This is a genomic window from Chitinophaga sp. W2I13, assembly GCF_050434005.1.
Taxonomy (GTDB): domain Bacteria; phylum Bacteroidota; class Bacteroidia; order Chitinophagales; family Chitinophagaceae; genus Chitinophaga.
The window spans coordinates 6,646,527-6,671,290 of record NZ_JBNPWD010000001.1; the positions used below are offsets into that span (position 1 = coordinate 6,646,527).

Here is a 24,764-nt window from a genome sequence, read left to right on the forward strand (position 1 = left end):
TAATTATGCTGCCGAAGATATTATTTTTTGTGTGAGAACCATGTTAAAATATTTTGTTATTGCAATTAGTCTACTATATTTGTAGACTTATACTCAAACCTTTAAACTTTCCGGTTATGTCCAGTAAGCCATTACATTTTGACACTTTACAGGTGCACGCGGGTTATCAGCCTGAATCCTCTACCCATGCTGCCGCAGTGCCTATTTACCAAACCACGTCTTATACTTTTGAGAGTGCAGAACATGCGGCGGATCTGTTTCAGTTGAAGCAGTTTGGTAACATTTATACCCGTATTATGAACCCCACCACGGATGTATTTGAGAAGAGAGTGGCGGCACTGGAGGGCGGCGTGGGCGCGCTGGCAGTGGCTTCGGGGCAGGCAGCCCAGTTTATTGCCCTGCATAATATCCTGTTACCGGGAGATAATTTTGTAACCTCTTCCTATTTGTATGGCGGCACTTTTAACCAGTTTAAAGTAAGTTTCAAGCGTATTGGCGTAGAGGCGCGTTTTGCGGATCTTGACAACCCGGAGAGTTTTGAAGCATTGATTGATGCCAATACAAAAGCGCTTTACGTGGAAACCATCGGTAACCCGGGGTTTGCCATTCCTGATTTTGAAAAGATCAGCGCCATAGCGCGCAAGCACGATATTCCGCTGGTAGTGGATAATACATTTGGCGCAGCGGGTTACCTGGCCCGTCCGCTGGAACACGGCGCCAACGTAGTGGTAGAAGCAGCCACCAAATGGATTGGCGGGCATGGCACCAGTATTGGCGGTATTATTGTCGATGGTGGCAACTATAACTGGGGCAATGGTAAGTTTGTGCAGTTCAGCGAGCCTGATGAGGCGTATCATGGCATGAAATTCTGGGAAGTATTCGGCTCCCACAGCCCGTTTGGCAACATTGCCTACATTATCAGGGCACGTGTGGCCGGCTTGCGCAGCTGGGGACCGGCACTGGCGCCACAAAACTCTTTCCTGTTCCTGCAGGGGCTGGAAACCCTCTCCCTCCGGGTACAGCGGACGGTAGATAATGCACTGGCGCTGGCACAGTGGCTGCAAGCGCATCCTCAGGTGGAATCTGTAAACTATCCTGGTTTGCCCGACAACAAATACCATGCACTGGGGAAGAAGTACCTGCAAAACGGCTTTGGCGGTGTATTGAGCTTTAAGATCAAAGGAGGAAAAGAAGTAGCTGATAAATTCGTACAGGCGTTAAAGTTAATTTACCACCTCGCCAATGTAGGCGATTCCAAAACGCTGATCATCCATCCGGCTACTACTACTCATCAGCAGCTGAGCGAGGAAGAACAAAAGAAAGCGGGTGTAGCGCCGGGCGTGCTGCGCATTTCGCTGGGCATTGAACATATCAGTGATATTAAAGGAGATCTTGAACAGGCCTTCCAAACGGTGGCTTAGAAATAGTGATGGTGGCTTTTGTGATGATTCACAGAAGCCACTTTCTAGTCATCATTTCCTTTGCCCAGCTTGATCTTTACTTTGCCATCCTTTTCCGAAACGGCACGCAGGTGCACCACAATTCCTTTCCTGCTGCGTTTGCGCTTCTCTGCTTTGTCGGTAATGGCCGAATCTTTTGCGGGGTTCCTCAATGGAATATCCAGGTTGATATTCGTACCTCCGGTTATTCCGTATACCCCGTTCACATCAATATTGATGGCGCTGGAAGCGATGCGCATAGGTGGAATCAGTATTTTATTTCCCTCCACCTGGAAGGTACTTGACAGGTTATCGATGGTGATACTATCGAGGCGGCGTTTGCGGAAGGCGAAGTTACCAATGTCTGCAAGCGGGCCGAAATTGATGAGTGCACCGTTCTTCAGGTTAAAGTTAATAGTACCGTAGAGCGAGTTTTTAGCAAGACTTCCATTATCCAGCACATTACCTTTCAGGTTCACCTTTGCCGATACATTGCCTCTCAGGTTATCTGATTTCAGGGCCGACAAGCCGAAGTTATCGAATGCGTAAAACAGCTGGCTGATGTGCACATTGTTCACCGTGGCGTTTATGTTAAAGTTGTTGTTATTCCCTTGCTGGTGGAGCACCCCGGCCATCTGCATATTTCCGCCTGCATGTTGCAGGGCAATTTGTTTTAACAGTATATCCGTATTCGTTAGCTGTACAGATGCTTTTACATTTTGTGCATTAAAGCGCTGATAGGTAACCTTATCCAGCTGCACCAGCATATTTACATTACTGGAAGCCAGTACTACATCCAGTTGCCGGTTTACCCGGGTCATTTTTGCTTTCTGCTGGGTGCGGGTTGGTTTAACTTTTTGCCGTGGTGCCAGGAAGCTCTTGAACTCATTAAGGTCTACCAGCTGGCTGCGGATATTCCAGGTGAGTTCAATTTTATCCGGCGTAGTAAAATAGAGGTTCAACAGGTTCTTCACCATGCCGTCCATTTGCAGGTTACTTTTCTGTGTTTGTATATGCACATTTTCCAGCATCAGATCCTGCCCTGTAAAGCGCAGGGTGGCGTTGGCATCATGAAAAGATAAGTTACGCGGCAGGTAGGTAAATGCCCCTTGTTTTACCTGTACTACCCCTTGCAGGGACGAAGGCGTATTATCGCTGTTAAGCACGGGCCCCGTGTAGTATAGATCTGCATTGGCGTTGCCGTCTTTGAACAATATCGGGCTTTCCCCTGTCTCGCTGTTCAGGTTGGTCAACGGAAAATCCGACCGGAAATGTCCGTGCAGTAAAGGCTGTTTCAGGTTTACCACCCGGATGGTGTCTGCTTTTAGCGGTACACCTGCCAGCGTGGCGCTCAACTGGAAAATATTAACGGCAGAATTTTCATCAGTGTGGCCTTGTCCCGGTAATACTTCGTTATTAAATCTCCCCGTGAAATTACAGTTGGTCCATTCGCCCATTGTAGTTACCATTACATTGTTGGTGGTTTTCCAGGTAATGAGCACTTTGGGGGTGTCCCTGTATTTCATATAACCGTTGAGGTTAGCTTCTGCATCCAGCGGCTTTGTGAGGGTAATGCTGTTTAATTTGGAGCTGATGGCAGGCGGCAGCCAGGTGGCGGCATCATGCAGTAATACCTGGTTGGCATTAATTTTCAACTGGAACGGTGGTGGTTTTTCTCCAAACCCAAACTGCCCTGCAATGAGCAACGGGTGGTCATCTATACGGATTTCCTGTTGTGGTATGTGCAGGATCTTTGTGCGTTTGTTGAAGATCACGGAGAGGTTCAACTGCATTTTTTTATCTTTCAGATAACTTCCTTTAACGGTGTTAAAAGCAAAACTTTTAGACAGGATATCCGATATCATTGTAAACTGGATACTACTGTCGGTGGCGCTCACCTTACCGTCCAGCTGGCGTACATCCAGGTGGAATAGTTTAAACTTCTGCCGGTTATCTATTATAAAACTGATGTTCGTTAACATCAGCTTTTTAATGCTGGCATCTTTTGAGCCGTTGTTTTTCTTTGCGGCTGACTTCCGTTGAAGTACATACGTGTTGGAATAGCCGGTGGTATCTGTATACAGGAAGATGGTACCATCCTGCAGGGTGATTTCATTTACATTTACGTGTTTGCGTAACAGTGATAACGTGTTTACCTGTACGAAAATGTAGTCAACATCCAGCAATGGGTGATGATGCTGCTGAAAGAGGCTGTCTTCCAGCACTACTTTTTTCAGGGCGATAGACACACTGGGAAAGCTCTTCCAGAGGGAAGGTTCCATATCCGCGATGCGGATATTTCCGCTCAGGTGATCATTTAGCTGGGCAGTGATCTGTTTGAGGAAATTGTCTTTATTCGCATGTATGTACCAGGTCATACCCAGGATTAACAGCACCAGGAGTGCTATAAATATACCGCCGGTAATAAGGATGATCCTGAGCCATTTCTTCATGTGGTAAAGGTTTATTTGCTATAACAGCTTGAGCTGCCAAACAGTTCACCAACCCATAAAAACCATGCCTGTTCCGCAGAGTGTAACAGCAGCGCCGCTGATGGCGGCCATATATCTTTCTGTGGCTACGGGTTTCATTAGGGAAAACCCGTAGTATCCCAACAGTACCATGATGATCATGGTGAGGATGGTAAAGAACGTAAAAGTAGCTATCAGCATTACGATGCCGGGTACAGATTGTTGCGCGGCCGGATAAAACAATAACGGCAACAAAGGCTCCGACGGGCCCATTACGAATATTACGAACAGTATCCAGGGCGTTACGCGGATCCTTTTCTGTGGCGCTACATAGGCTTCATTGTGCCGATGCTGATAAACATACATATCGCCGTCGTCATATACATCAAAATGTTTGTGCGGCCTGTTGGCGATGGCTTTATACAATCCCCATATGAGGTAGAAAAGCCCCAATATCAGCAATGCCCATCCCGCAATGCCGCCACGCACTTCTGTGATGGCGGTAAAACGCGACAGCTGCCAGCCCAGTACTACGCCAATCATCCCGATCACGAGTGAGCTCATTACATGTCCGAGGCCGCAGAGGGCCGTCCACCCAATAGTTTTAGCCACCGACCATTTCCGGGTGCGGGAAAAAACGATGAAGGGCACGTAATGATCCGGTCCGGAGGCCGTATGAAGACAGCTGATAGTAACTGCCGTTAGCAATAAACTGTTATCAATAAATGACATACTACATTTTTAAAGAGATAAAAGCTTTGCCAGTTGTTGCTGACATTCAAATAGTTGTTCCCCGCTATGGCCCAGCATTCTTACCATGATACCATTACCCGCAGTGCGGGTAACGCCGGCCAGGATATGGGGTTGATCTTCCAGGTAACGGTGAAGCCTGTCCGCAGTTTCGTTCAGGAGTACCTTTTCATGGGTATCAAAAAACAGGAAGGTGGCCTGGTGGGTATATTCTTCCATCCATCCCATTGCATTAAAGCTGGTAACACCGGGTTGCATCAGGAGGTTATCCCTTAACAACAGCTGCTCCCCCAAAAATACCTGTGTGATGCTGTGCAGTTTTGTAAACAGGAATATTTCCCCGTTTAGTTTCCGGCCGCAGGTAATGATTTCTCCCCATATAAGACGGCAGTCATTTGCCAGGTGCAGGTTTGCCGTGCCGGTGTAGGCAGCCTTTTCATGCGGCACCAGGGGGTGCGGTAAAAAGGTGAAGGTGCTCCCTGTTTGCAGTCGTACGCACATTTCCTGTGTAGCGCCGGTTTCCATGTTAAACAGCCGCTGGTAGGCCTGAGTTTGCAGGTGCAGGGCGGTGCCTGCGGTTACGGTAATATCTAACTGGTAATGATCTTTATCCAGCATCCCCGGCGAAGAGCTCATCATCATGAGGCGCAATACCGGGTCGCTGCGTTCCTCCCGCACGTTGGCCACTTTAAAAGGCCGCGTGCAGTAGCATTCCTTCAGGTAAGTGCTGCTGTCCCTTTTGCCTGTCAATATCTTCAGTTCACTGATCATGTTAAGAGGTTGGGCACGGCGCTGTCTTCCAGTAATGCATATCTTTTAATCCAGTTAATTACGTCTTGCAGCCCGGTACCGCTCATGAGGTCAGTGAACACGAAAGGTTGTCCTACTCTCATTTTGCGGGCATCTCTTTCCATTACGCCAAGGTCGGCGTGCACATAAGGGGCGAGGTCAATTTTATTAATCACGAGCAGGTTCGAGCGGGTAATACCGGGACCTCCTTTACGGGGAATCTTATCCCCTTCCGCTACGTCTATCACAAAAATGGTAACATCTGCCAGGTCGGGGCTGAAAGTGGCGGACAGGTTATCGCCGCCGCTTTCAATAAAGATGATTTCAATATCGGGGAAGCGGCGTACCATTTCTTCCACGGCTTCCAGGTTCATGCTGGCATCTTCACGGATGGCGGTATGTGGGCAGCCACCGGTTTCCACGCCAATGATCCTCTCTGCCGGCAGCAGGCTGTTTTTCGTGAGGAATTCCGCATCTTCCTTCGTATAAATATCGTTGGTGATGACGGCTACCTGGTAGTGTTGCGCCATTTGCCTTGTTAACCGCTCAATGAGGGCTGTTTTGCCGGAACCTACCGGACCGGCCACTCCTACTTTTATGTATTCTCTGCTCATTGTATGAATAATTATTGTTACGACATATACAACCGGCTGTACAGGCGTTCGTGCTGCATACTGCGGATATCAAATGCCGCGTTGCAAAGGCCGAGCAATGATCTGTCGGGTTGTATCGTTGCTGCTGTCAGTTCTTTTAGTAGATGTTGCAGGTCAAAGATGATATCCTGCCCGTCCATTTGCCCAAGGGGCACGAGCTTTACGCAGTTGGTCACCATTCCCATGGCGGCGTTGTAATAGAACGCATACAACGCGGACGACAATGGAATGCCGGTGAGGTGGGCGTATATACCAAACACCAGGCAGTAGTGCGGGCTGTTACCTGCCGCTGTTTCATACTGCGTTACCAGATCGCTGGTGTACCTGCGGCTGAAAATACGGGTAAGCCTTGCACCCAGCTTCTGGCTGGCTTCCCGGAGTTCGCGCGGCGCTTTTACGGCAGTGCACAGGTGGTGCAGCTCCAGCAGTTCGTTCACATTATTTTGTGTAGCTGCGGTGTAGGCCAGGCTCATAAATGCGGCATCGTTGTAGCGGATATTATTCTGCAGCATATTGCGCACAAAGGTAGCCGCAGTGGCTGCGCTGTTGACCAGCCCCTGTTGCACAAAGGTTTCCAGCCCGGCAGAATGTGTGTAACCGCCAATGGGCAATGTGCTGTCTGCCAGGTGTAGTAAGCTGCCGAGATAATGCTGTTCCATATGCTCTATTTTGACGCCAGTTCCAGGATCTTCCCAAAATATGAAGAGCCGCTGTTTCCATGCGTGTGTGGTTGTACGTTAGTACGCAGGATGTGCAGTAACTTGCGCCGTTCTTTTACCACCGGGTACCCGGCCGCATGGAGCCAGCGATACAGCGGCTCCTCTGCGGGAATCAGCAGCTGCTCCTCTTCGAGGAAAAGCGGCAGGTGTTTGTTGCCGATTTCGTAGCACACCTTTGCCATTTCGGCCATGTTCTGCGGGCGGATCACAATAGCTTCACAGGGAAGGATGTCTACCACGATCATCAGGTCATTGTCCTGGTAGAGGATATCATTTTGTTGCAGTTGCTGCCCTTCCTTTGTAAACTTCAATGCCACTTCACGGCCGCCGGCAGTGAGTTTCCGCTGAATGCGCCGGGAAGTTTCAAACCATTCCAGCGGCAGCAGGTCGGTTTCTTTACTGCTGCGTGTATGCGTATCCGTATTTCCTATAATTTCCCTTACCAACATATCTCTTCCGGATTAAAATAAAAAATAACGCTGTGCGAGCGACAGTTCCTTTAACGGTTCGCAGGTAATTTTTTCGCCGTCTACCCGTACTTCGTATGTTTCCGGATTTACGGTGATATCGGGTGTTTTATCGTTATGAATAAGATCTTTTTTGGAGATGTTACGGCAGTTGCTCACCGGCAACAATTGTTTCTGTAAACCGTATTCTTCTTTAATGCCTTTCTCTAACGATAACGCAGATACGAATAATACGCTGGTGTGCAGCAGTGCTTTTCCGTGTGCGCCAAACATGTGGCGGTAAATTACCGGCTGCGGTGTTGGAATGGACGCATTGGGATCGCCCATGCGGCTGGCATTGATCATGCCGCCTTTGATGATCATTTCAGGCTTCACGCCGAAGAAAGCGGGTTTCCACAGCACGAGATCTGCCATTTTACCGGGTTCCAGGGAACCGATATGCGTGGAGATGCCGTGTGCGATAGCCGGGTTGATGGTATATTTGGCGATGTATCTTTTCACACGGAAGTTATCATTCTCGCTGTTCTTATCCTCCTCCAGTGCGCCACGTTGTTTCTTCATTTTATCGGCGGTTTGCCAGGTGCGGATGATCACTTCACCGATGCGACCCATTGCCTGTGAGTCGGAGCTCATGATGCTGAATACGCCCATGTCGTGCAGGATATCTTCTGCAGCAATGGTTTCCGGGCGGATACGTGAATCTGCGAAGGCCACATCTTCCGGTACTTTTTTATCCAGGTGATGGCATACCATCAGCATGTCGAGATGTTCATCGATGGTATTTACCGTATAAGGGCGGGTGGGATTGGTAGATGCAGGCAATACATTCGGGAAGGAGGCGGCGCGGATGATATCCGGTGCATGGCCGCCACCTGCGCCTTCTGTGTGGAAGGTATGTATTACACGGCCGTTGATGGCGTTGAGTGTATCTTCCAGGAAGCCGGCTTCATTCAGCGTATCCGTGTGGATGGCGATCTGCACGTCCAGTTCGTCGGCTACTTTCAGGGAAGCATCTATTACGGCCGGCGTAGCGCCCCAGTCTTCATGAATTTTCAGCCCCAGCGCGCCTGCAGCTATCTGTTCCACCAATGGCCCTGTGGTAGCACAATTCCCTTTACCAAAGAAGCCGAGGTTTACGGGGTATGCTTCTGCCGCCTGCAACATGCGCTGGATGTTCCATTTTCCCGGTGTTACCGTAGTCGCGCTGGTGCCATCGGCCGGACCGGTACCGCCGCCTATCAGGGTGGTTACTCCGCTGAAGAGGGCATGATCCACCTGTTGCGGGCAGATAAAGTGAATGTGCGTATCAATACCGCCGGCAGTGGCGATGAGGTTGGCGCCATTGTGTACTTCGGTGGATGCGCCGATGATGAGCTGCGGATGTACGCCGTCCATCGTGTCGGGATTACCTGCCTGTCCTACTGCAACGATCTTACCGTCTTTAATCCCTATATCTCCCTTCACAATACCCCAGTGATCGATGATCATCACGTTAGTGATTACAAAATCGAGCACGCCTTCGCTGCGCAGTGCGGTGGCTGATTGGGCCATACCGTCCCTTACGCTTTTACCGCCGCCGAATTTGCTTTCATCGCCGTATACGTTGTAATCCTTTTCTATTTCGATGATGAGGTCTGTATCTGCCAGCCGTACGCGATCGCCGGTGGTAGGACCATACATATTTACATATTTTGTTTTGCTGATGGACAGGCTCATAGTTGCTCGGATTTAAAATTGAGGGAAGCTGCTTTGGCTATGGCTGCGGCTTTCACAGCAGGATCGGTGGTATCGCCGTTTACAAGGTTATTGATACCGATCACTTTCCGGGCGCCGCCCAGCTCCACCAGTTCCACTTCCTTGGCTTCTCCCGGCTCAAAGCGTACAGCATTGCCCGAAGGTATATTGAGCCGCATACCGAATGCGGCCTCCCTTGGGAAAGACATCATGCGGTTTACTTCAAAAAAGTGGCAATGGGAGCCTATCTGCACTGGTCTGTCACCGGTGTTCACCACACTTACCCTGACCGTTTTCCGGCCGGCATTGGCAATGATATCTTCCTTCTTTAAAAAATATTCTCCGGGGATCATGGTTGTAAGATTTAGTACTGGTTAACGGATAGGATCATGTACGGTGACCAGTTTGGTACCGTCGGGAAAAGTAGCTTCGATCTGAACCTCGTGGATCATTTCGGGTATGCCTTCCATCACATCTTCGCGGGTAAGAATGGTAGCGCCATAGTGCATGAGCGCTGCCACGGTATTGCCGTCTCGTGCCGCTTCCATTAAGCGGCTGCTGATAAGGGCGATGGCTTCCGGGTAGTTAAGGCGCAGTCCTCGTGCTTTTCTTTTCTCGGCCAGTTCACCGGCCAGGTGCAGTAGTAATTTCTCGGTTTCCCGTGCAGTCAGGTGCATATGAATAGATTGTTGTATAAAAACTTTTTTCCGGGAGATTGGCTGGTGTATGAAAGGAGTGGTAAAGTACGATTTTTCCGCGGATTTTGTCTTTCTCAGGATTACGCTGATTTTACTGATTTTTTTGATTTGAACATTTTGGATTTTAAAGGATTTGGGGAGATATAGGCGGATTTTGTCTTTCCCACTGATTACACTGATTTTACTGATTAAGGGATTTGAACACTTTGGATTTTAAATGATTTGGGGAGATGTAAGCGGATATTTTCGCTTATATCTCCCCAAATCATTTAAAATCCAAAATGTTCAAATCAAAAAAATCAGTAAAATCAGCGTAATCCTGAGTAAGACAAAATCCGCTTAATGTGCGGCGCTGGCTATTTTACCGAACCGAGTACGTACGGCATCGAGTTCTCCGCGTTTCATTTTTGATGTTTTTTCGAGGATGCCAACGAAGTAATCCACTTCTTCTTTCTGGGCGGGACAGCCTACGTTCTGCAGTTTGCCGGTGGGGCTTTTCATGCGGCTGTCGGCCAGCAGTTCACCGTTGGTGTTTAATACCAGCCAGAACGGAATGCCTTCCTGATCGCCGTGATATTTTGCCAGCAGATCTGCGCCACCGGGGTTTTCCAGCGATTTGTTGGCGCCGTTTTCCAGCACGGTGATATGACGGATTTCGTAATTGTTGTCGAATGCTTTTTTCACGCTGGCATCATTCATGGCAGTATCCATTTTATGGCACCAGCCACACCAGGATGCGTGAAAGATGACGATCACTTTTTTATTGGCTTTGGCTGCCTGCGCGCAGGCATCTTTTACTACCTGGTCGGCGGCGGGTGGCGCCTGTTGCGCTTTTACGGCCGAGAAAGCGAGCGCGGAAAATACGAATGTTAAAGAGAGCACTAAAGAACGCATGGGTGATTGGTTTTCTCAAATATAACAAATTTCGCGTGGGGATCGCCTTCGGCGATGCGGAAATTGTCTTGGCTCAGGATTACGCTGATTTTACTGATTAGTTTGATTTTTACTTTTGGATTTTTTTTTGGATTTTCAGATTTATATAAAAATTAAAAGGAGATATAAACGAATATATCCGCTTATATCTCCCAAAATCATATAAAATCCAAAGTGATCAATCCCCTTAATCAATATAATCAGCGTAATCCTGAGTAAGACAACCTACGCTTTAATCATCGAGTTTGAGTACCGCCAGGAACGCTTCCTGTGGTATTTCCACGTTGCCTATCTGGCGCATACGTTTCTTACCTTCTTTTTGTTTCTCGAGTAATTTACGTTTACGGGAGATGTCACCGCCATAACATTTTGCGGTTACGTCTTTACGCATAGCGCTGATGTTTTCGCGGGCAACGATCTTGGCGCCGATGGCTGCCTGGATGGCGATCAGGAATTGCTGGCGGGGCAGCAGTTCCTTCAGTTTTTCGGTGAGTTTACGGCCAAACTCCTGTGCGCGACTTCTGTGGATCAGGGCACTGAGTGCATCCACTTTTTCGTTGTTCAGGAGGATATCCATTTTCACGATATCACTGTCGCGGAATCCGATCGGGGTATAGTCGAAGGAGGCGTATCCACGTGTCTGACTTTTCAGTTTATCATAAAAGTCGAATACGATTTCCGTTAATGGTATTTCAAACATCAGTTCCACGCGGGTGGTGGTCAGATAGCTTTGATTCAGGAGGTTACCGCGTTTGCCGAGACACAGGGTCATGATGTTACCGATATATTCCGGCTTGGTGATGATCTGTGCGCGGATGAAAGGCTCCTCGATCCTGTCCAGTTTGGTAGGATCGGGCATTTCGCTAGGGTTGTTTACGATGATCACGCCATCGCGGGTTGTGTGTGCAATGAAGCTTACGTTGGGAACCGTGGTGATAACGGTTTGATTGAATTCCCTTTCGAGGCGTTCCTGGATAATTTCCATGTGAAGCATACCGAGGAATCCGCAACGGAAGCCAAAACCCAGCGCCTGCGAGGTTTCCAGCTCATAGGTGAGGGAAGCATCGTTCAGCTGCAGTTTGTCCATACACTCACGCAGCTCTTCGAAATCTTCCGTATTTACAGGATAGATACCGGCAAATACCATTGGTTTTACTTCCTGGAAGCCGTTGATACCTTCTAAGCAAGGATTATTGGATAAGGTGATGGTATCCCCTACTTTCACTTCCTTAGCGCTTTTGATACCGGTAATAATATACCCTACATCCCCGGTGAATACTTCCTTGCGGGGATCGAGTCCAAGTTTCAGGATGCCTACTTCATCTGCAAAATATTCTTCTCCGCTGTTGAAAAACCGGATCTTATCACCTTTTTTGATGGAGCCGTTGAACACGCGGAAATACGCGATGATACCACGGAATGAGTTGAATACGCTATCGAAGATCAGTGCCTGTAACGGCGCTTCATTACTGCCTTTGGGAGCGGGAATACGGTGAACGATGGCTTCAAGGATCTCTTCAATGCCGATACCGGTTTTACCGGAGGCAAGCAGGATATCTTCCCCTTTTACGCCAATGAGTTCAATGATCTGGTCTTTCACTTCTTCGATCATGGCGCCCTGCATATCAATTTTATTGATAACGGGGATGATTTCGAGGTCGTTTTCCAGTGCCAGGTAAAGATTTGAGATAGTTTGCGCCTGGATACCCTGTGCGGCGTCTACCAGGAGGAGGGCTCCTTCGCAGGCGGCAAGGGCGCGGGATACTTCGTAGGAGAAGTCCACATGGCCGGGGGTATCGATCAGGTTAAAGATATATTTTTCACCATTTTTTGCCGTGTAATCCATCTGAATGGCGTGGCTCTTGATGGTGATCCCTTTCTCACGTTCAAGATCCATGTCGTCCAGCACCTGTGCCTGCATGTCGCGGTCGGAAATAGTATGTGTAAACTCCAGTAAACGGTCTGCCAGGGTACTTTTACCGTGGTCAATATGGGCAATGATACAAAAATTGCGAATATTCTTCATATGTTTTTTTGCTATTCCGTGTCCTGCTGCAATGTACTGCATCGGACCTTTTCAGCCGGCAAAGGTATTGAAATTAGTTCATTAGTTAATGCGTTTAGTAATTATGTTTTGTTATTTGGTTTTTAAGGAGATAGAAAGGATGGCGCGGGCTTTTTTTGATATATTAATATATAAAGCTCAACTTTATAGACATAAGGGAAAAATGAGGGTGTTAACCCGTATTATTAAATTTAAAATTCACCGCACATGGAACTAACCAGTCAGTTTGAAGAGGCAGTAGCAGCCAGTAAAACCCTGCCGGAGAAACCGTCCAATGAAATTTTGCTGCAGTTGTATGCTTTGTACAAACAGGGAACAACCGGCGACGTGGATAACGACGGTCCTTCCAACCCATTTGATTTTGTGGCGAAAGCCAAGCATGAAGCGTGGGCGGAGTTGAAAGGTAAAACGAAGGATGCGGCGATGCAGGAATATGTGGACCTGGTAAAGAAACTGAAAGGAGGCAATTAGCCGGGAGCTGTTAGCTGACGGCTAACAGCTTCTTTCATCTTTTTCCTTACTTTTGGGTTATGGTACCTTCATACACGATAAGCGAAAAGTCACAACATTACCTGGCGCTGGAAGAACAATATGGTGCCCATAATTATCATCCGCTGCCGGTTGTACTGGACCGGGGCGAAGGTGTTTTTTTATGGGATGTGGATGGCAAACGTTATTATGATTTTCTGTCCGGTTATTCTGCTGTAAACCAGGGGCATTGTCACCCTAAAATTATTGCCACCCTTATAGAGCAGGCAAAAAAGCTGACACTTACCTCCCGTGCATTTCACAATGATTTGCTGGGAGAATATGCACAATATATCACTGCTTATTTCGGATATGACAAAGTATTGCCCATGAATACGGGGGTGGAAGCAGTGGAAACAGCGCTGAAGCTTTGCCGTCATTGGGCCTATATTGTAAAAGGCATTCCGAAAGACAAAGCAAAGATCATTGTTTGCGCCAATAACTTCCACGGGCGTACGCTCAATGTGATTTCGTTCAGTACGGATCCTGCCGCACGTGATAATTTTGGTCCGTTCACACCGGGCTATGAAGTCATTCCATACAACAGCCTAACAGCACTGGAACAGGCTTTACAGGATAAAAACGTAGCCGGATTCCTGGTAGAACCTATACAGGGTGAAGCAGGTGTAATGGTACCGGATGAAGGGTATTTATCCAAAGCGTGGCAGTACTGCCAGGATGCCAATGTGTTATTTATTGCAGACGAGATACAGACGGGTTTGGCCCGTACCGGCAAAATGCTGGCGTGCGACCATGAAAATGTGCGCCCGGATATCCTGATACTTGGAAAGGCTTTGTCGGCCGGCACCTTACCGGTGAGCGCTGTACTGGCGGATGATGAGATCATGCTCACCATTAAACCGGGCGAACATGGCTCCACCTATGGCGGCAACCCGCTGGCCTGCAAAGTGGCCATTGCTTCCCTGCAGGTGCTGAAAGACGAGAAGATGGCGGAAAACGCCGCTGAAATGGGCCTGTTGCTCCGCAACGGCCTGAAGGAACTGCATTCGCCTTACATCACCACCATCCGTGGAAAAGGACTGCTGAACGCCATCGTTATTGAACATAAAGACCCGGAAGCTGCCTGGGACCTTTGTCTTACTTTAAAAGAAAACGGTCTGCTGGCAAAACCAACACACGGTGATAAAATACGGTTTGCACCGCCCCTGTCTATCAACGCAGGACAGATCAACGATTGCGTGCAGATCATCAAAAGAAGCCTGGAGCAGGCTTTCAGTTAGTGAACCTTGTATGACTATATCCCATAAAGCCATCCGTAGTTCCGGGTGGAAGACAGATTTTTTAATCGGGTTTCCCGATGGACTTTTCCTGCTGTTCTTTGCTACGCAGGTGATACAGGTATTTCCCATTGAAGTGCAAACCTTTTATACCATTCACCTGTGCGCACTGATCATTGGCGCCGTACTGGTAATGATCAGCGCTTTCCAGGCTAATAAAGGCGACCTGCAGCACGACAGCGCCCTGTTGTCGGACCAGGAACGGTCTAAGCTGCAACGATTGGATATCAACCCGCGTATGATTGCACATATAGAACAGGAAATGGAAAAGGATGCCCATTCATGGGAGCTGATGCTGGAACAGGAAAAAGTAAAGGAATCTGCGTTTAGCCGTTCCCGTGCTATCAAGAGTGCGCTGATGACGGGAGTTTTCTTTTTGCTTGGCGGCATCCTTTCGCTGGGACCTTACCTTTCCAATGAAAATTTCGCAGCGGCCTCCCCTACCAGTATCCTGCTGGTTTTCCTGGGACTCACGATTTTCAGTTTTATCAAGGCGAAAGTAACCGCGCAACGTCCGCTCCCGGTGATTTTACGGTATTGGTTGATGGGAGCCGGTATCCTTGCGGGTGCATGGATTTTACATAAAACCATCTTCTGAAGCGGATTTTGTCTTTCCCACTGATTACGCTGATTATATTGATTTAGGGATCTGATCACTTTGGATTTTAATGATTCGGGGAGATATAAGCGGATATTTTCGCTTATATCTCCCCGAATCTTTTTAAAATCATAAAAAAATCCCAAAAGTAAAATCAAGGGAATCAGTATAATCAGCGTAATCAGTGGGAAAGACAAAATCCGCATCGTCTTCGGCGATGCGGATTTTTATTTACTGTTTTTAGGCGGACGTGTAAACAACACGCAGGCAAAGGCTACCAGCGCACCAGCTAATGATAAGTAAAGGCCGGGTTGCGACTGCGGACAATCGCCCATCTCACATCTTGAATACAACAACATATTCCTGAAGGTCCAGGCCAGCAGAAACCCTACAATAAAGAGGTTCACCCTGGACACCCACTTATTCTTTACCAGGAATATTCCAATTGCCAGTATAGAAAGGATAATACATAACCGGCCCGGCTCTCCGTAATTGGAACCCGTTCCGTTTACGCCTGTAAAAACCAGGTGCCTGCCTTCCACGTCTACCACCGACCACGGCAAAAACGCGCAGATAATCACCAGCAACACTGCCAGTATTCCAATAATAGCTGTCCTGGACATACTTTTAAATTTAGGGAGGCAAAGGTACTTATTTTGCGCCCGGTTCACAATGCGAACGCAAATAATTAGTATATAAAGTAGAAAGGTGTTCAAAAGTGCCTTGCCCCTCAGAGATACTATGTGTGCGGTTAGGATAAGCCATAAACTGGAACTGCTTATTATACCTGATCAGTTCATTCAGCAGCATTTCCGCGTTCTGATAATGTACGTTGTCATCACCGGTGCCATGAATATAAAGCAGATTGCCCTGGAGATTTTTTGCATAAGTGATAGGCGAACCTTTTACAAAGTCTTCCCGGTTTTCTTCGGGCAGGCCCATATAGCGTTCCTGGTAAATGTTATCATAAGTAAGCTGGTTGCCTACCGCAGCAATGGCGATCCCTGTTTTATAGATCTCCGGATACTGGAACAGGAGATTCAGCGTCATGGAGCCGCCGCCGCTCCAGCCCCAAACAGCGGTGCGTTGCGGATCAAGAAAAGTATATTTCTGTAACAATGCTTTGGTGCCCATAGCCTGGTCGCGTGCATTGATCAATCCTACTTTGCGGTACACGCATTTACGCCAGTTGCGGCCTTTGGGCAATGGGGTGCCCCTGTTGTCCATTGATACGTACACATATCCGTCGGCAGCCATATCGCCGTCGTAGAGGAAATTGCGGCCTGCGCCAATGGCGTCTAGCGAGGTAGCGCCGGCGGGTTCGCCGTATACATAAAATACCACGGGATATTTTTTGGAGGGATCAAAACTGGCGGGTTTACTCATCCAGCCGCTCATGGTAACGCCGTCAACGGTGGTGATGCTGAAGAACTCCGGTTTATTGGGTGCTGCAGCGCCTTTGGTAATAGCATTCAGTACGGTATTGTCCTTGCTTTTGTGCGCCGGCAGCTGCAGGTTTTCACTAACAGGATAAGTATATGCGTTGCTGAAGTCGTGGATAGCCCAGTTTCCGTAAGGTGAAATTTTATATTCGTGGGAGCCGGGTTCATTCGCGGGTGTGATACGTTCTGCCTTGCCTCCGTTTAACGGCACCTTGTAAAGGTACTGCTGGGTAGGATTGTCCGGTGAGGCGAGGAAATAAATGGTGTTACTCGCTTCATCAATTTTGGCGATGCTGATCACATCATAGTTTCCTGGTGTGAAGTAAAGTGGCTTTACCATCGTCCGTAGAAATATTGTAGAGATGGCGCCAGCCGTCCTGTTCACTCACCCAGATAAAGGATTTGCTGTTGCGGATAAAGTCCCATCCGGCGATGTTGTCATCGTCCCAGCGCGACTTTACATCGATCCAGGCGCTGTCCTTTTCCTGGTAAACAGGGCGTACATTTCCATTGGCGGCATCGCAGAGCATTATTTTGCTTTCGTTTTGTTTGCGGTTCAGCTGCTGGATGATGAGGGTATTTTTACCGGGCACCCATTCCATGCGGGGAATATAATGTTGTTGCTGATCGCCCGGAACCTGCATCCAGGTTGTTTTAGCAGTTTGTATGTCGGCAACCCCGATGCGGCAGGCAGAGGGGCTCTCTCCTGCTTTCGGATATTCTACCGGCACCGTAAAGGAATATATGGAATCAGTGTTATCGATCATGAGGAAGTCGCGGATCTTTGTGGCATCAATCTGCCAGTAGGCGATGCGCTTGCTATCCGGGCTCCAGCGGAAGCCGTCGCGGCAGCCGAATTCTTCTTCATAGGCCCAATCGAATGTACCGTTAATAAAACGGCGGGTACCATCCGTGGTAATGGGAGTAATGGCGCCTGTGGCGAAGTCTTCCACGAAAATGTTATGCCCGCTTACGTACGCGGCTTTCGTGCCATCTGGTGATAATTTGGCGAACATAAGGGAAGAAGCCGGTTTATCTTTCCCGAGCTGCAGGAGTTTTCCGCTGGCGATGTCCAGCAACCAGTAGTCACCGCGGGTTTCATAACGCCATACTTTTTTCGAATTGGTGTAAAGCAGTACTTTTTTTTCATCTCCTGAAAAATAAAAATCCTTTATGGCAAGGTTGTGATAGCTGACTGCGGGGACTTTTAGGGAAGATGCTTCACCGGACAACGGGTAAGATTCGATCCCGGCAGGGGTGGCTTTAAAATAGGATTTGCCGTCGAGGCTCCACCGGATGCCCTTTCCGGGCTGCGCCTGTGCTGGTAAATAATACAGCGCGATAAAAACAATGAGTAGCGTAAGTTTCTTCATTATGTAAGAATAATTTGCAATGGTAGCCAAATTATAATAGAAAAAAAATGAACAATATAGGGACGGTAGTGTTCACTTAATAAAAAATCACCCTTTAGTATTAAAAAAACAATTTCTTTTTGCCTATTTTTATGTCAGATTTAATAATTAGATAATGAAAACCAGCCGGTTAGCCATATTTTAACCGGTAATCCTAATTCCTGCAGAAAAACCGTCAGTTATGATACAGATTACCTTATCTTATAAAAACCGTGAATACCGGCATTTTGAAGATTCCTCTCTTGCGCAGATCGCTGAAAATACCCGGAGATTACTTTGCGCTTTACTGGAAGATATCTATGACCTTGTTACGAAGGAAACAGGGCGCTTTATGATCTACCTGGATCACCATCCTAAAATTGAAGTGGAAGGATTCAGTCATGGTCTCCGCAACCAGATAGAGCGTACGCTCCGTGGTGAATCTGCCCATGAGGATGATTATTGAGTTGGTTGTTGTTCTCCTGTCGTAGTCATATAAAGTATCCTTACCTTAGTTCATAAATCAGACAAGGAGAATGCAGCTTACCTTCATCCAGGTATTGGAATTACTGGGCACTTTTGCGTTTGCTGTTTCCGGAGCCACAGCAGCTATTAATAAGTCGTATGATGTTATCGGGCTATTGGCGCTGGCTTTTATCACCGCTATTGGCGGTGGTACTATCCGCGACCTGCTGACAGGCGCCACGCCAGTAGCCTGGATGACGGACGAACTTACCAACACGGCCATTATTGCCGCGGCTATTATTGCCGCATTATTTTTTTCCTATGTGAAAAAACTCACCCGTTTACTCAGCACCTTTGATGCTATTGGTCTTGGGCTGTTTACTATTACCGGTATCAATAAAGGACTGGCAGCGGGGCTTCCTATGCCCATATGTGTAGCGCTGGGCGTTATTACCGGCACTTTCGGTGGATTACTGCGCGATGTTATCACCGGAGAGCAGCCAATTCTTTTTACCCGCGAAATATATGCTGCGGCATCTATTGCCGGTGGCATCCTGTACCTGGTTGCGGGGCACTTTACCGGCGTTTCCGGAGACATTGCGCAGGGTATAGCCGTTACCGTTATAGTGACCATCCGGCTGATAAGCCTGCGTCATAACTGGCAATTGCCCCGCTTACGTTCCTAGCAGCGATGTTTGCCGGTAAATAAAATTTATTATATTGCTGATATGATGGCATTATTTGATAATTATCTTGCTTTTGCAACCACCGTATTCATGGGATTACTGGCAATTGTAAATCCTGTTTCAGCCATCCCTGTTTTTATGGAGCTGACATCCAATATGGATAAAAAAGCGAAGCGAAATATTGCCACCAAATCAGTGATCATTGCCTTCTGTATTATTCTTGTTTTCAGTGTGGCGGGTAAACTCATTTTTCATGTTTTTGGCATTACATTGGCCGCGTTGCGTGTAACCGGCGGTATCCTTGTATTCGTGATTGGCTATGAAATGGTACGCGGAGAAAAGGAAAATAAAAATGAAAATCCCAAACTCGGCGCTCAACCGGTGAAGGCCGACCAGGGGATCAGCGTAGCCATTACCCCACTGGCAATGCCGCTGCTGGCGGGCCCCGGCGCTATTACCACTTCCATGAGTTATTCCGCGGCAAAAGACCTTACACACCTGGCTATTGTAATAGCCATTTATGCATTTATATGTTATATTACCTATCTGCTCTTTATTGCAGGTGAGCGCATTGTAAAAATAATCGGCACCAATGTAATGATGGTGATCACAAAAATGATGGGACTTATTCTAGCTGTTATCGGGGTTCAGATGTTTGCGCTCGGCATCCGCGAACTTTTTAATTTTTAAAAACGGTTTTCCCAGAACAATTTTAAATCGTTTCGTGTTATTATTTCAGATGCGCACTAAAGGAGTTTTCAAGATAACACAAAAGGGAAAAAATATTTAAGAAGATAGCAGCCATCATCCGCATAGCGTGACCCGCTATGATTGTCATTGCGCATCCAAACATAAAATCCAAAAACATTTTAACCTATCGAAAACATTTCGCGTAAAAATACGTGAAGGAATCTCATTGCCACTTTATAAAGTTTTTTTAGTTGAACAACAGGTAAATCCGTTATTGATTACTAGGTGGATGTTATTTGTTCTCTTTTTTTAATAAGAACATAAGAAAATCAATATAGACGGAACAGTTAGCAGAAAAGCCGTCCCGACTCCTCGGGACGGCACTTTTTTTTAGTCCTGGTTTTTCTTTTTGCGTTTGCTGTCTGCGATATCTTTCTGATCGTATTCGTCTTCATCATATCCTTCCAATACATTATTCCGGTCGTCGTTCCTTTCCTTTTTGGCGCCGCCTTTGGCCGGAGCCAGTGTTTCATTCTTACGCTTTGTTTCTTTCAGCTCACGCTTTTCGGAAGTGCTTTTTTTGATCGTCATAAGTCATGGTTTTAACGTATGGCTACAAAAAAAACGCCGGAACTGTGCTTACGGGATCATGATACCTTCTTTAATTTCATCTGTTGCCGGTGCGATCACCCGGTCATCCGCCTGCAGATGGCCGAACACTTCCGTGGAGTCGTTGTGATGATTACCTTCTTCTATATCAATCCATTTTGTATAGTGATTTCTTACGGCGACTACATACTTTCTTTCCGTAGACATAACAATTGCGCTGGCCGGCACTAACAGCGCCTGAGCAGAGCCTTTCAGCGGCAGCATCACTTCTGTATACATTCCTGCTTTGAGTAACCGTTTCGCGTTCTGTACATCTATTTCTACAGCTTCAGAGCGGTATTTATCATTCAACGTACCCGCCTGCCTGGCGATGGTACCCTGGAAATGTTCACCGGGAATGGCATTGACCTCAAATGTGATCACAGACTGTTCTGATAACTGGGCGCTGTATATTTCGGGGACCTGGAGCATCAGCCTTAGCTTGTCTTCCTGCTCCAGCATCAACATGGGCTTATCATCCACTTTGGTGTCCGGCCCCACCAGGGCACCGGGGTGAATGTTACGTTCTGTGATCACGCCATCAAAGGGCGCGGTAACAGTTAAATATCCACGGTTTACTTCCTGCGCGCGGAAATTGGCCTGCTCGCTGTTCATCAGTGCGCTGTCGGCCAGCATACGGGCTTTTGCCAGCTCCAGGTCGTGCGGGGAAATGGTGCCCGGTTCTTCACTGGTGGCTACGGTACGTTCGTAGTTATCCTTACTGGAGGCGAACATGGCCGCTGCCTGCAGGTATTTGGACTGTGCAGCGTAATAATGCTGGGTTACTTCCGGCGCTTCCAACACCAGGAGTACCTGTCCTTTTTTTACTTTGGAGCCACGGTCTACAGAAATGCTTTTCACAAAACCATTGATCCTGGGATAAATGCTAACCTTCTGGAAGGCGGCTAACGCGCCCGGCAAGCGGATACTACCAGCCAGCGGTCGCTGTACCACTGTTGCGAGCATATAATGACGTTCTTCTTTATTTGTTTTCTTTTTATCAGTCATAGCGGCTGAATTACAGGCCGCCAGGGCAATGATTAAACTTACCGTGAACAGGTAATATTTATAGTACTTCATTATTTTAGATTTTATTTTAAACATTGGCATTGTCCGGCATTAGGGAGGGCGACTGATAACCTGTCTTACGCTGCATCAGCGCATATACCTGCGGTAATATAAGCAGGGCGGCAAGTGTGGAAGCTATCAGTCCGCCGATTACGGCGCGTCCCAGCGGTGCCGTCTGATCTCCTGCTTCCCCAAGGCCGCTGGCCATCGGGATCATCCCTGCGATCATGGCCAGGCTGGTCATCAGGATAGGACGTAGCCTTATACCGGCGCTCACGATGGCTGCTTTCCGCGCATCGCGGTATTCCACCCGGAGTTTTTCCGCGTTGGTAACGATCAGGATGGCATTGGCCACCGATACGCCGGTAGACATGATCATGCCCATATAAGATTGCAGGTTGAGTGTAGCGCCGGTGAGTAACAGGGCGATCAGTGCACCGGCGATTACTGCCGGGATGGTAGTGAGTACCACCAGCGATAATTTAAACGATTGATAATTGGCCGCCAGCAACAGGAAGATAACTGCTACCGCTATCATCAGCCCGTTTTGCAGGCTGTTCAATGTTTCCACCAGGAGGCTTGATGCGCCTTTCAATTCTGTGATCAATCCCTTTGGCGGTGTGCCGGTTTCCTGAATCGCCTGTTGCACGGCGGCCGTGGCAGCACCGAGATCTTTGCCCGAAATATTGGCGCTAACGGTAACGAATCTACGCGGACCGGAGCGGTCATATTCCCCTGGCATTTCCGTTTGGGAAAAAGTGGCTACATCTGCCAGTACTGGTCTGGGCTGGCCTTTCACCAGCGGGATCTCTTTCAGGTCGTTTAAGGCTGTCATGTTGTACTCCGGCACCTGCACCTGTACCTGGTAGGTATATGCCACCTTTTCATCGAGCCATTGATTTTTTTCCGTAAAGCGGCTGGAGGACGTGGATGCTGTAACAGAACGCGCCACCTGGTAAATGTTCAAACCCATCTGTGCCAGTTTAAGACGATCAATGTGAATGCTGATCACCGGGAAATGCAGTGGCTGCGCAATTTGTACATCCCGCAGGAAAGGAATGTCGCGCAGCTTATCTACCAGCTGTTGTGCATACGCGGAAATCTGTTTCATATCCTTCCCTGCCACCCTTACTTCTATCGGCGTGGCTGCTCCCTGGCTCATAATTTTTTCCGTGAGATCTATCGGCTCAAAGGACAACCGCATCTCCGGTATTTTCGCCGTGATGTTCTGCCGGAGCTGATCTTTCAGCATCTCGATATTTACTTTGTAATTTTCCTCCAGGTTCACCTGCAATACCGCCTCATGGGTGCCGCTGTTAAAAATATAGAGGTTACTGGTACCATAGCTGCTGGGAATTAATCCCACGTAAGCGGAGCTGATGGCCACATGCCCTTCCACGGTACTGTCCACTACCGCCAGCACTTCATGCAGTGCGCTTTCCGTGCGCTCCAGGCGGGTACCATCGGGCATGCGTAAACGAAGCTGGAACTGCCCGGCGTTGATGTGGGGCATGAGGTCCTTCCCTATCCATACGTAGCAACCACCAGCCAATAGCAGGGAACCAATGATATAAACGGTTACGACTATACGGGATTTATTCATACCGCTTTCCAGGACCTGCATAAAGCCCTGTTTAAAGCGTTCGAAGCCGGTTGCTTTTTCCGGATGCTGCACCGCCTGCTGCAGATGATCGTTTACTTCGTTTATTTCTTCCGCATCCAGCGCCAGGCCGGCATGGGCATGGTGTTGGTATTTATCAGCCTTCAGCCACCAGTTGGCGATAACCGGCACCAATGTTTGCGCTGCGAAATAGGAAGCCACCATAGCAAAGCCGATAGACAACGACAGTGGCAGGAACATGGCACGTGGCACCCCGGTCATAATAAATGAAGGCGCAAATACTGCCAGGATGCAAAGCAGGATGAGCAACAGCGGGAATGCAATTTCTTCGCATGCATCATAAATTGCCAGCCGTTTGGACTTCCCCATTTCCAGGTGCTGATGGATATTTTCGATAGTCACCGTGGCCTGGTCCACCAGAATACCGATGGCCAGTGCAAGGCCGCTCAGCGTCATGATGTTGATGGTTTGCCCTGCCAGCTTCAATCCCATTACAGCGCATAGCACTGCTACCGGGATGGTAACCACTACCACCAGACAACTACGCAGGTCACGCAGGAACAGGAGTACCATCAGCCCGGTGAGCAATGCGCCCAGCGTACCCTCTGTGATCAGGCTTTTCACGGCATTGATCACGAACACCGACTGGTCAAATTCGTACGATACCTTTACATCATCCGGCAGCAGGCTTTGCATTTCCGGGATTTTGGATTTCAGTGTTTTTACTACGTCCCAGGTGGAGGCATCGGCTGTTTTTACCACCGGGATATATACCGAGCGTTTGCCATTAACCAATGCATAATCCACGGTTACATCCGTAGCATCGGCTACACGGGCTATGTCGCGTACGAACACGTTGTTGTTGCCATTGGTAACAATGGGAATATCACCAAAGTCCGCCACCTCTTTTTCGAGGGAATTGATGGTGGTCACAAACATGGTATTGTTGATACGGATGTTCCCTGAGGGCGTCATCACATTATTTTTCGCAATGGCTTCCACTACTTCATCGGCGCTGAGGTTAAAGCTGCGCAGCTTTTGCGGATCAACATTTATGATCACCGACCGGGAGTTAGCGCCAAAGGGTGGCGGCGCCGACAGTCCGGGTACAGATGCAAACATAGGCCGGATGCGGGTAGCGGCCAGATCATAAATTTCCTTCAGCGACTTTTTAGGGCTGCTGAACACCAGCTCTCCCACCGGCAGCGACGATGCATCGAAACGCATGACCTGCGGCGGCAAGGCTCCCGGCGGAAAAAACTTCATGGCGCGGTTCACCTGTAACGCCACCTGGGCGGAAGCTTCCGCCATATCTGTGTTTTCATAAAAGGTGAGCTTTAGTAACGTTAACCCCTGTATGTTTTTGGTAGAAATACTTTTTACGCCATTTACATACAGGAACTGATCCTGCAGGCGGGTGGCAAAGAACCCTTCCATTTGCTGCGGCGACATTCCTCCGTATGGCTCTATCACGTAGATAGTTGGCAGGTTCAGTTTCGGGAATATATCGATGGGTATATTGAAGATGGACAGCAACGAAAAAAGCAGTAGTCCGCCGGTGATTACCACCACCGCAATGGGCTTCTTCAGTGCCGAAGATACAAATGACAT

24 protein-coding genes are annotated in these 24,764 nt (G+C 48.2%); 7 read left to right on the plus strand and 17 right to left on the minus strand.

The annotated features are described in order from the left end of the window. The first annotated feature begins 116 nt into the window (after nt 1–116). Nucleotides 117–1,421 carry an O-acetylhomoserine aminocarboxypropyltransferase/cysteine synthase family protein gene (locus tag QFZ48_RS27260; RefSeq protein ID WP_429047921.1) on the plus strand — a complete coding sequence of 435 codons (1,305 nt, stop codon included), beginning with the start codon at nt 117–119 and terminating at the stop codon, nt 1,419–1,421. Nucleotides 1,422–1,465: 44 nt separating this feature from the next. Here QFZ48_RS27260 and QFZ48_RS27265 read toward each other — a convergent pair whose 3' ends face one another. The 11 genes from QFZ48_RS27265 to lepA form a co-directional block, all read right to left on the minus strand. Next, the gene (locus QFZ48_RS27265) at nt 1,466–3,892 is read right to left on the minus strand and encodes an AsmA family protein (RefSeq protein ID WP_429064668.1); all 2,427 of its coding nucleotides are present in this window, start codon (nt 3,890–3,892) and stop codon (nt 1,466–1,468) included. Between the two features lie 45 nt (nt 3,893–3,937). Further along, the gene (locus QFZ48_RS27270; protein ID WP_079471858.1) at nt 3,938–4,642 is read right to left on the minus strand and encodes a hypothetical protein; all 705 of its coding nucleotides are present in this window, start codon (nt 4,640–4,642) and stop codon (nt 3,938–3,940) included. A 9-nt stretch (nt 4,643–4,651) separates the two neighbouring features. Then, nucleotides 4,652–5,431, minus strand: coding sequence for an urease accessory protein UreD (locus QFZ48_RS27275; RefSeq protein WP_429047917.1), 780 nt, complete (start codon nt 5,429–5,431; stop codon nt 4,652–4,654). Further along, nucleotides 5,428–6,063 (minus strand): urease accessory protein UreG, encoded by a 636-nt coding sequence (ureG, locus tag QFZ48_RS27280; RefSeq protein ID WP_370913451.1) that lies wholly within the window; start codon nt 6,061–6,063, stop codon nt 5,428–5,430. The genes QFZ48_RS27275 and ureG overlap by 4 nt, the downstream gene beginning before the upstream one ends. A gap of 17 nt (nt 6,064–6,080) precedes the next feature. Further along, nucleotides 6,081–6,761: an urease accessory protein UreF gene (locus tag QFZ48_RS27285; protein ID WP_429047915.1), complete on the minus strand. Its 681-nt coding sequence runs from the start codon at nt 6,759–6,761 to the stop codon at nt 6,081–6,083. 5 nt (nt 6,762–6,766) lie between these two features. After that, nucleotides 6,767–7,270, minus strand: coding sequence for an urease accessory protein UreE (gene ureE, locus QFZ48_RS27290; RefSeq protein ID WP_429064669.1), 504 nt, complete (start codon nt 7,268–7,270; stop codon nt 6,767–6,769). Between the two features lie 12 nt (nt 7,271–7,282). Beyond that, nucleotides 7,283–9,004 (minus strand): urease subunit alpha, encoded by a 1,722-nt coding sequence (ureC, locus tag QFZ48_RS27295; protein ID WP_429047912.1) that lies wholly within the window; start codon nt 9,002–9,004, stop codon nt 7,283–7,285. Beyond that, the gene (gene ureB / locus QFZ48_RS27300; RefSeq protein WP_336388574.1) at nt 9,001–9,375 is read right to left on the minus strand and encodes an urease subunit beta; all 375 of its coding nucleotides are present in this window, start codon (nt 9,373–9,375) and stop codon (nt 9,001–9,003) included. The genes ureC and ureB overlap by 4 nt, the downstream gene beginning before the upstream one ends. Nucleotides 9,376–9,396: 21 nt before the next feature. After that, a complete protein-coding gene (gene ureA / locus QFZ48_RS27305; RefSeq protein ID WP_370913447.1) occupies nt 9,397–9,699 on the minus strand; it encodes an urease subunit gamma in 303 nt (100 codons plus the stop codon). A 360-nt stretch (nt 9,700–10,059) separates the two neighbouring features. After that, a complete protein-coding gene (locus tag QFZ48_RS27310) occupies nt 10,060–10,614 on the minus strand; it encodes a thioredoxin family protein (protein WP_429064671.1) in 555 nt (184 codons plus the stop codon). Nucleotides 10,615–10,885: 271 nt separating this feature from the next. Further along, nucleotides 10,886–12,679 carry a translation elongation factor 4 gene (gene lepA, locus QFZ48_RS27315; protein WP_429047905.1) on the minus strand — a complete coding sequence of 598 codons (1,794 nt, stop codon included), beginning with the start codon at nt 12,677–12,679 and terminating at the stop codon, nt 10,886–10,888. Between the two features lie 246 nt (nt 12,680–12,925). Here lepA and QFZ48_RS27320 point away from each other — a divergent pair, with 246 nt between their 5' ends. The 3 genes from QFZ48_RS27320 to QFZ48_RS27330 are packed head-to-tail and all read left to right on the plus strand — an operon-like array spanning nt 12,926 to nt 15,142. Beyond that, nucleotides 12,926–13,189, plus strand: coding sequence for an acyl-CoA-binding protein (locus tag QFZ48_RS27320; RefSeq protein WP_079471849.1), 264 nt, complete (start codon nt 12,926–12,928; stop codon nt 13,187–13,189). 59 nt (nt 13,190–13,248) lie between these two features. Then, complete coding sequence (gene rocD / locus QFZ48_RS27325; RefSeq protein ID WP_370913444.1) at nt 13,249–14,487, plus strand: ornithine--oxo-acid transaminase; 1,239 nt, start codon at nt 13,249–13,251, stop codon at nt 14,485–14,487. A 10-nt stretch (nt 14,488–14,497) separates the two neighbouring features. Then, nucleotides 14,498–15,142, plus strand: coding sequence for a VIT1/CCC1 transporter family protein (locus tag QFZ48_RS27330; RefSeq protein ID WP_429047900.1), 645 nt, complete (start codon nt 14,498–14,500; stop codon nt 15,140–15,142). A 227-nt stretch (nt 15,143–15,369) separates the two neighbouring features. Here the strand turns inward: QFZ48_RS27330 and QFZ48_RS27335 are convergent, their stop codons facing one another. The 3 genes from QFZ48_RS27335 to QFZ48_RS27345 are packed head-to-tail and all read right to left on the minus strand — an operon-like array spanning nt 15,370 to nt 17,957. Beyond that, nucleotides 15,370–15,765, minus strand: coding sequence for a hypothetical protein (locus QFZ48_RS27335; protein ID WP_429064674.1), 396 nt, complete (start codon nt 15,763–15,765; stop codon nt 15,370–15,372). 28 nt (nt 15,766–15,793) lie between these two features. Next, on the minus strand, nt 15,794–16,924 hold the full coding sequence (locus QFZ48_RS27340; RefSeq protein ID WP_429064676.1) for a prolyl oligopeptidase family serine peptidase: 1,131 nt from the start codon (nt 16,922–16,924) through the stop codon (nt 15,794–15,796). Next, nucleotides 16,887–17,957, minus strand: coding sequence for a DPP IV N-terminal domain-containing protein (locus QFZ48_RS27345; RefSeq protein ID WP_429064678.1), 1,071 nt, complete (start codon nt 17,955–17,957; stop codon nt 16,887–16,889). Before QFZ48_RS27345 ends, QFZ48_RS27340 begins: the two co-directional genes overlap by 38 nt. Nucleotides 17,958–18,177: 220 nt before the next feature. Between QFZ48_RS27345 and QFZ48_RS27350 the strand changes: the two genes are divergently transcribed. The 3 genes from QFZ48_RS27350 to QFZ48_RS27360 all read left to right on the plus strand — a co-directional run bounded on the left by QFZ48_RS27350 (nt 18,178) and on the right by QFZ48_RS27360 (nt 19,816). Next, the gene (locus tag QFZ48_RS27350) at nt 18,178–18,441 is read left to right on the plus strand and encodes a hypothetical protein (protein WP_429064680.1); all 264 of its coding nucleotides are present in this window, start codon (nt 18,178–18,180) and stop codon (nt 18,439–18,441) included. Between the two features lie 70 nt (nt 18,442–18,511). Beyond that, entirely contained in the window at nt 18,512–19,126 is a 615-nt protein-coding gene (locus QFZ48_RS27355) for a trimeric intracellular cation channel family protein (protein WP_370913439.1), read from the plus strand. Between the two features lie 42 nt (nt 19,127–19,168). Further along, a complete protein-coding gene (locus tag QFZ48_RS27360) occupies nt 19,169–19,816 on the plus strand; it encodes a MarC family protein (RefSeq protein ID WP_370913438.1) in 648 nt (215 codons plus the stop codon). A 390-nt stretch (nt 19,817–20,206) separates the two neighbouring features. Here the strand turns inward: QFZ48_RS27360 and QFZ48_RS27365 are convergent, their stop codons facing one another. From QFZ48_RS27365 to QFZ48_RS27375, 3 genes are read right to left on the minus strand one after another with little or no spacing between them, the layout of a single operon-like run. After that, nucleotides 20,207–20,407, minus strand: coding sequence for a hypothetical protein (locus QFZ48_RS27365; protein ID WP_370913437.1), 201 nt, complete (start codon nt 20,405–20,407; stop codon nt 20,207–20,209). Nucleotides 20,408–20,455: 48 nt separating this feature from the next. Then, nucleotides 20,456–21,544 carry an efflux RND transporter periplasmic adaptor subunit gene (locus QFZ48_RS27370; RefSeq protein ID WP_429064682.1) on the minus strand — a complete coding sequence of 363 codons (1,089 nt, stop codon included), beginning with the start codon at nt 21,542–21,544 and terminating at the stop codon, nt 20,456–20,458. Between the two features lie 16 nt (nt 21,545–21,560). Further along, nucleotides 21,561–24,764 carry an efflux RND transporter permease subunit gene (locus QFZ48_RS27375; RefSeq protein WP_429064684.1) on the minus strand — a complete coding sequence of 1,068 codons (3,204 nt, stop codon included), beginning with the start codon at nt 24,762–24,764 and terminating at the stop codon, nt 21,561–21,563.

Excerpts from the sequence above, each read along its gene's own strand:
- QFZ48_RS27375 (WP_429064684.1), bottom strand. The coding sequence starts at position 24,764 with ATGTCATTTGTATCTTCGGCACTGAAGAAGCCCATTGCGGTGGTGGTA.
- ureC (WP_429047912.1), bottom strand. The coding sequence starts at position 9,004 with ATGAGCCTGTCCATCAGCAAAACAAAATATGTAAATATGTATGGTCCT.
- QFZ48_RS27340 (WP_429064676.1), bottom strand. The coding sequence starts at position 16,924 with ATGGTAAAGCCACTTTACTTCACACCAGGAAACTATGATGTGATCAGC.
- lepA (WP_429047905.1), bottom strand. The coding sequence starts at position 12,679 with ATGAAGAATATTCGCAATTTTTGTATCATTGCCCATATTGACCACGGT.
- QFZ48_RS27265 (WP_429064668.1), bottom strand. The coding sequence starts at position 3,892 with ATGAAGAAATGGCTCAGGATCATCCTTATTACCGGCGGTATATTTATA.
- QFZ48_RS27355 (WP_370913439.1), top strand. The coding sequence starts at position 18,512 with ATGCAGCTTACCTTCATCCAGGTATTGGAATTACTGGGCACTTTTGCG.
- ureB (WP_336388574.1), bottom strand. The coding sequence starts at position 9,375 with ATGATCCCCGGAGAATATTTTTTAAAGAAGGAAGATATCATTGCCAAT.
- QFZ48_RS27285 (WP_429047915.1), bottom strand. The coding sequence starts at position 6,761 with ATGGAACAGCATTATCTCGGCAGCTTACTACACCTGGCAGACAGCACA.
- QFZ48_RS27370 (WP_429064682.1), bottom strand. The coding sequence starts at position 21,544 with ATGAAGTACTATAAATATTACCTGTTCACGGTAAGTTTAATCATTGCC.
- QFZ48_RS27330 (WP_429047900.1), top strand. The coding sequence starts at position 14,498 with ATGACTATATCCCATAAAGCCATCCGTAGTTCCGGGTGGAAGACAGAT.
- ureE (WP_429064669.1), bottom strand. The coding sequence starts at position 7,270 with ATGTTGGTAAGGGAAATTATAGGAAATACGGATACGCATACACGCAGC.
- ureA (WP_370913447.1), bottom strand. The coding sequence starts at position 9,699 with ATGCACCTGACTGCACGGGAAACCGAGAAATTACTACTGCACCTGGCC.
- QFZ48_RS27260 (WP_429047921.1), top strand. The coding sequence starts at position 117 with ATGTCCAGTAAGCCATTACATTTTGACACTTTACAGGTGCACGCGGGT.
- QFZ48_RS27360 (WP_370913438.1), top strand. The coding sequence starts at position 19,169 with ATGATGGCATTATTTGATAATTATCTTGCTTTTGCAACCACCGTATTC.
- QFZ48_RS27345 (WP_429064678.1), bottom strand. The coding sequence starts at position 17,957 with ATGAAGAAACTTACGCTACTCATTGTTTTTATCGCGCTGTATTATTTA.
- ureG (WP_370913451.1), bottom strand. The coding sequence starts at position 6,063 with ATGAGCAGAGAATACATAAAAGTAGGAGTGGCCGGTCCGGTAGGTTCC.
- QFZ48_RS27275 (WP_429047917.1), bottom strand. The coding sequence starts at position 5,431 with ATGATCAGTGAACTGAAGATATTGACAGGCAAAAGGGACAGCAGCACT.
- QFZ48_RS27365 (WP_370913437.1), bottom strand. The coding sequence starts at position 20,407 with ATGACGATCAAAAAAAGCACTTCCGAAAAGCGTGAGCTGAAAGAAACA.
- QFZ48_RS27310 (WP_429064671.1), bottom strand. The coding sequence starts at position 10,614 with ATGCGTTCTTTAGTGCTCTCTTTAACATTCGTATTTTCCGCGCTCGCT.
- QFZ48_RS27350 (WP_429064680.1), top strand. The coding sequence starts at position 18,178 with ATGATACAGATTACCTTATCTTATAAAAACCGTGAATACCGGCATTTT.
- rocD (WP_370913444.1), top strand. The coding sequence starts at position 13,249 with ATGGTACCTTCATACACGATAAGCGAAAAGTCACAACATTACCTGGCG.
- QFZ48_RS27270 (WP_079471858.1), bottom strand. The coding sequence starts at position 4,642 with ATGTCATTTATTGATAACAGTTTATTGCTAACGGCAGTTACTATCAGC.
- QFZ48_RS27320 (WP_079471849.1), top strand. The coding sequence starts at position 12,926 with ATGGAACTAACCAGTCAGTTTGAAGAGGCAGTAGCAGCCAGTAAAACC.
- QFZ48_RS27335 (WP_429064674.1), bottom strand. The coding sequence starts at position 15,765 with ATGTCCAGGACAGCTATTATTGGAATACTGGCAGTGTTGCTGGTGATT.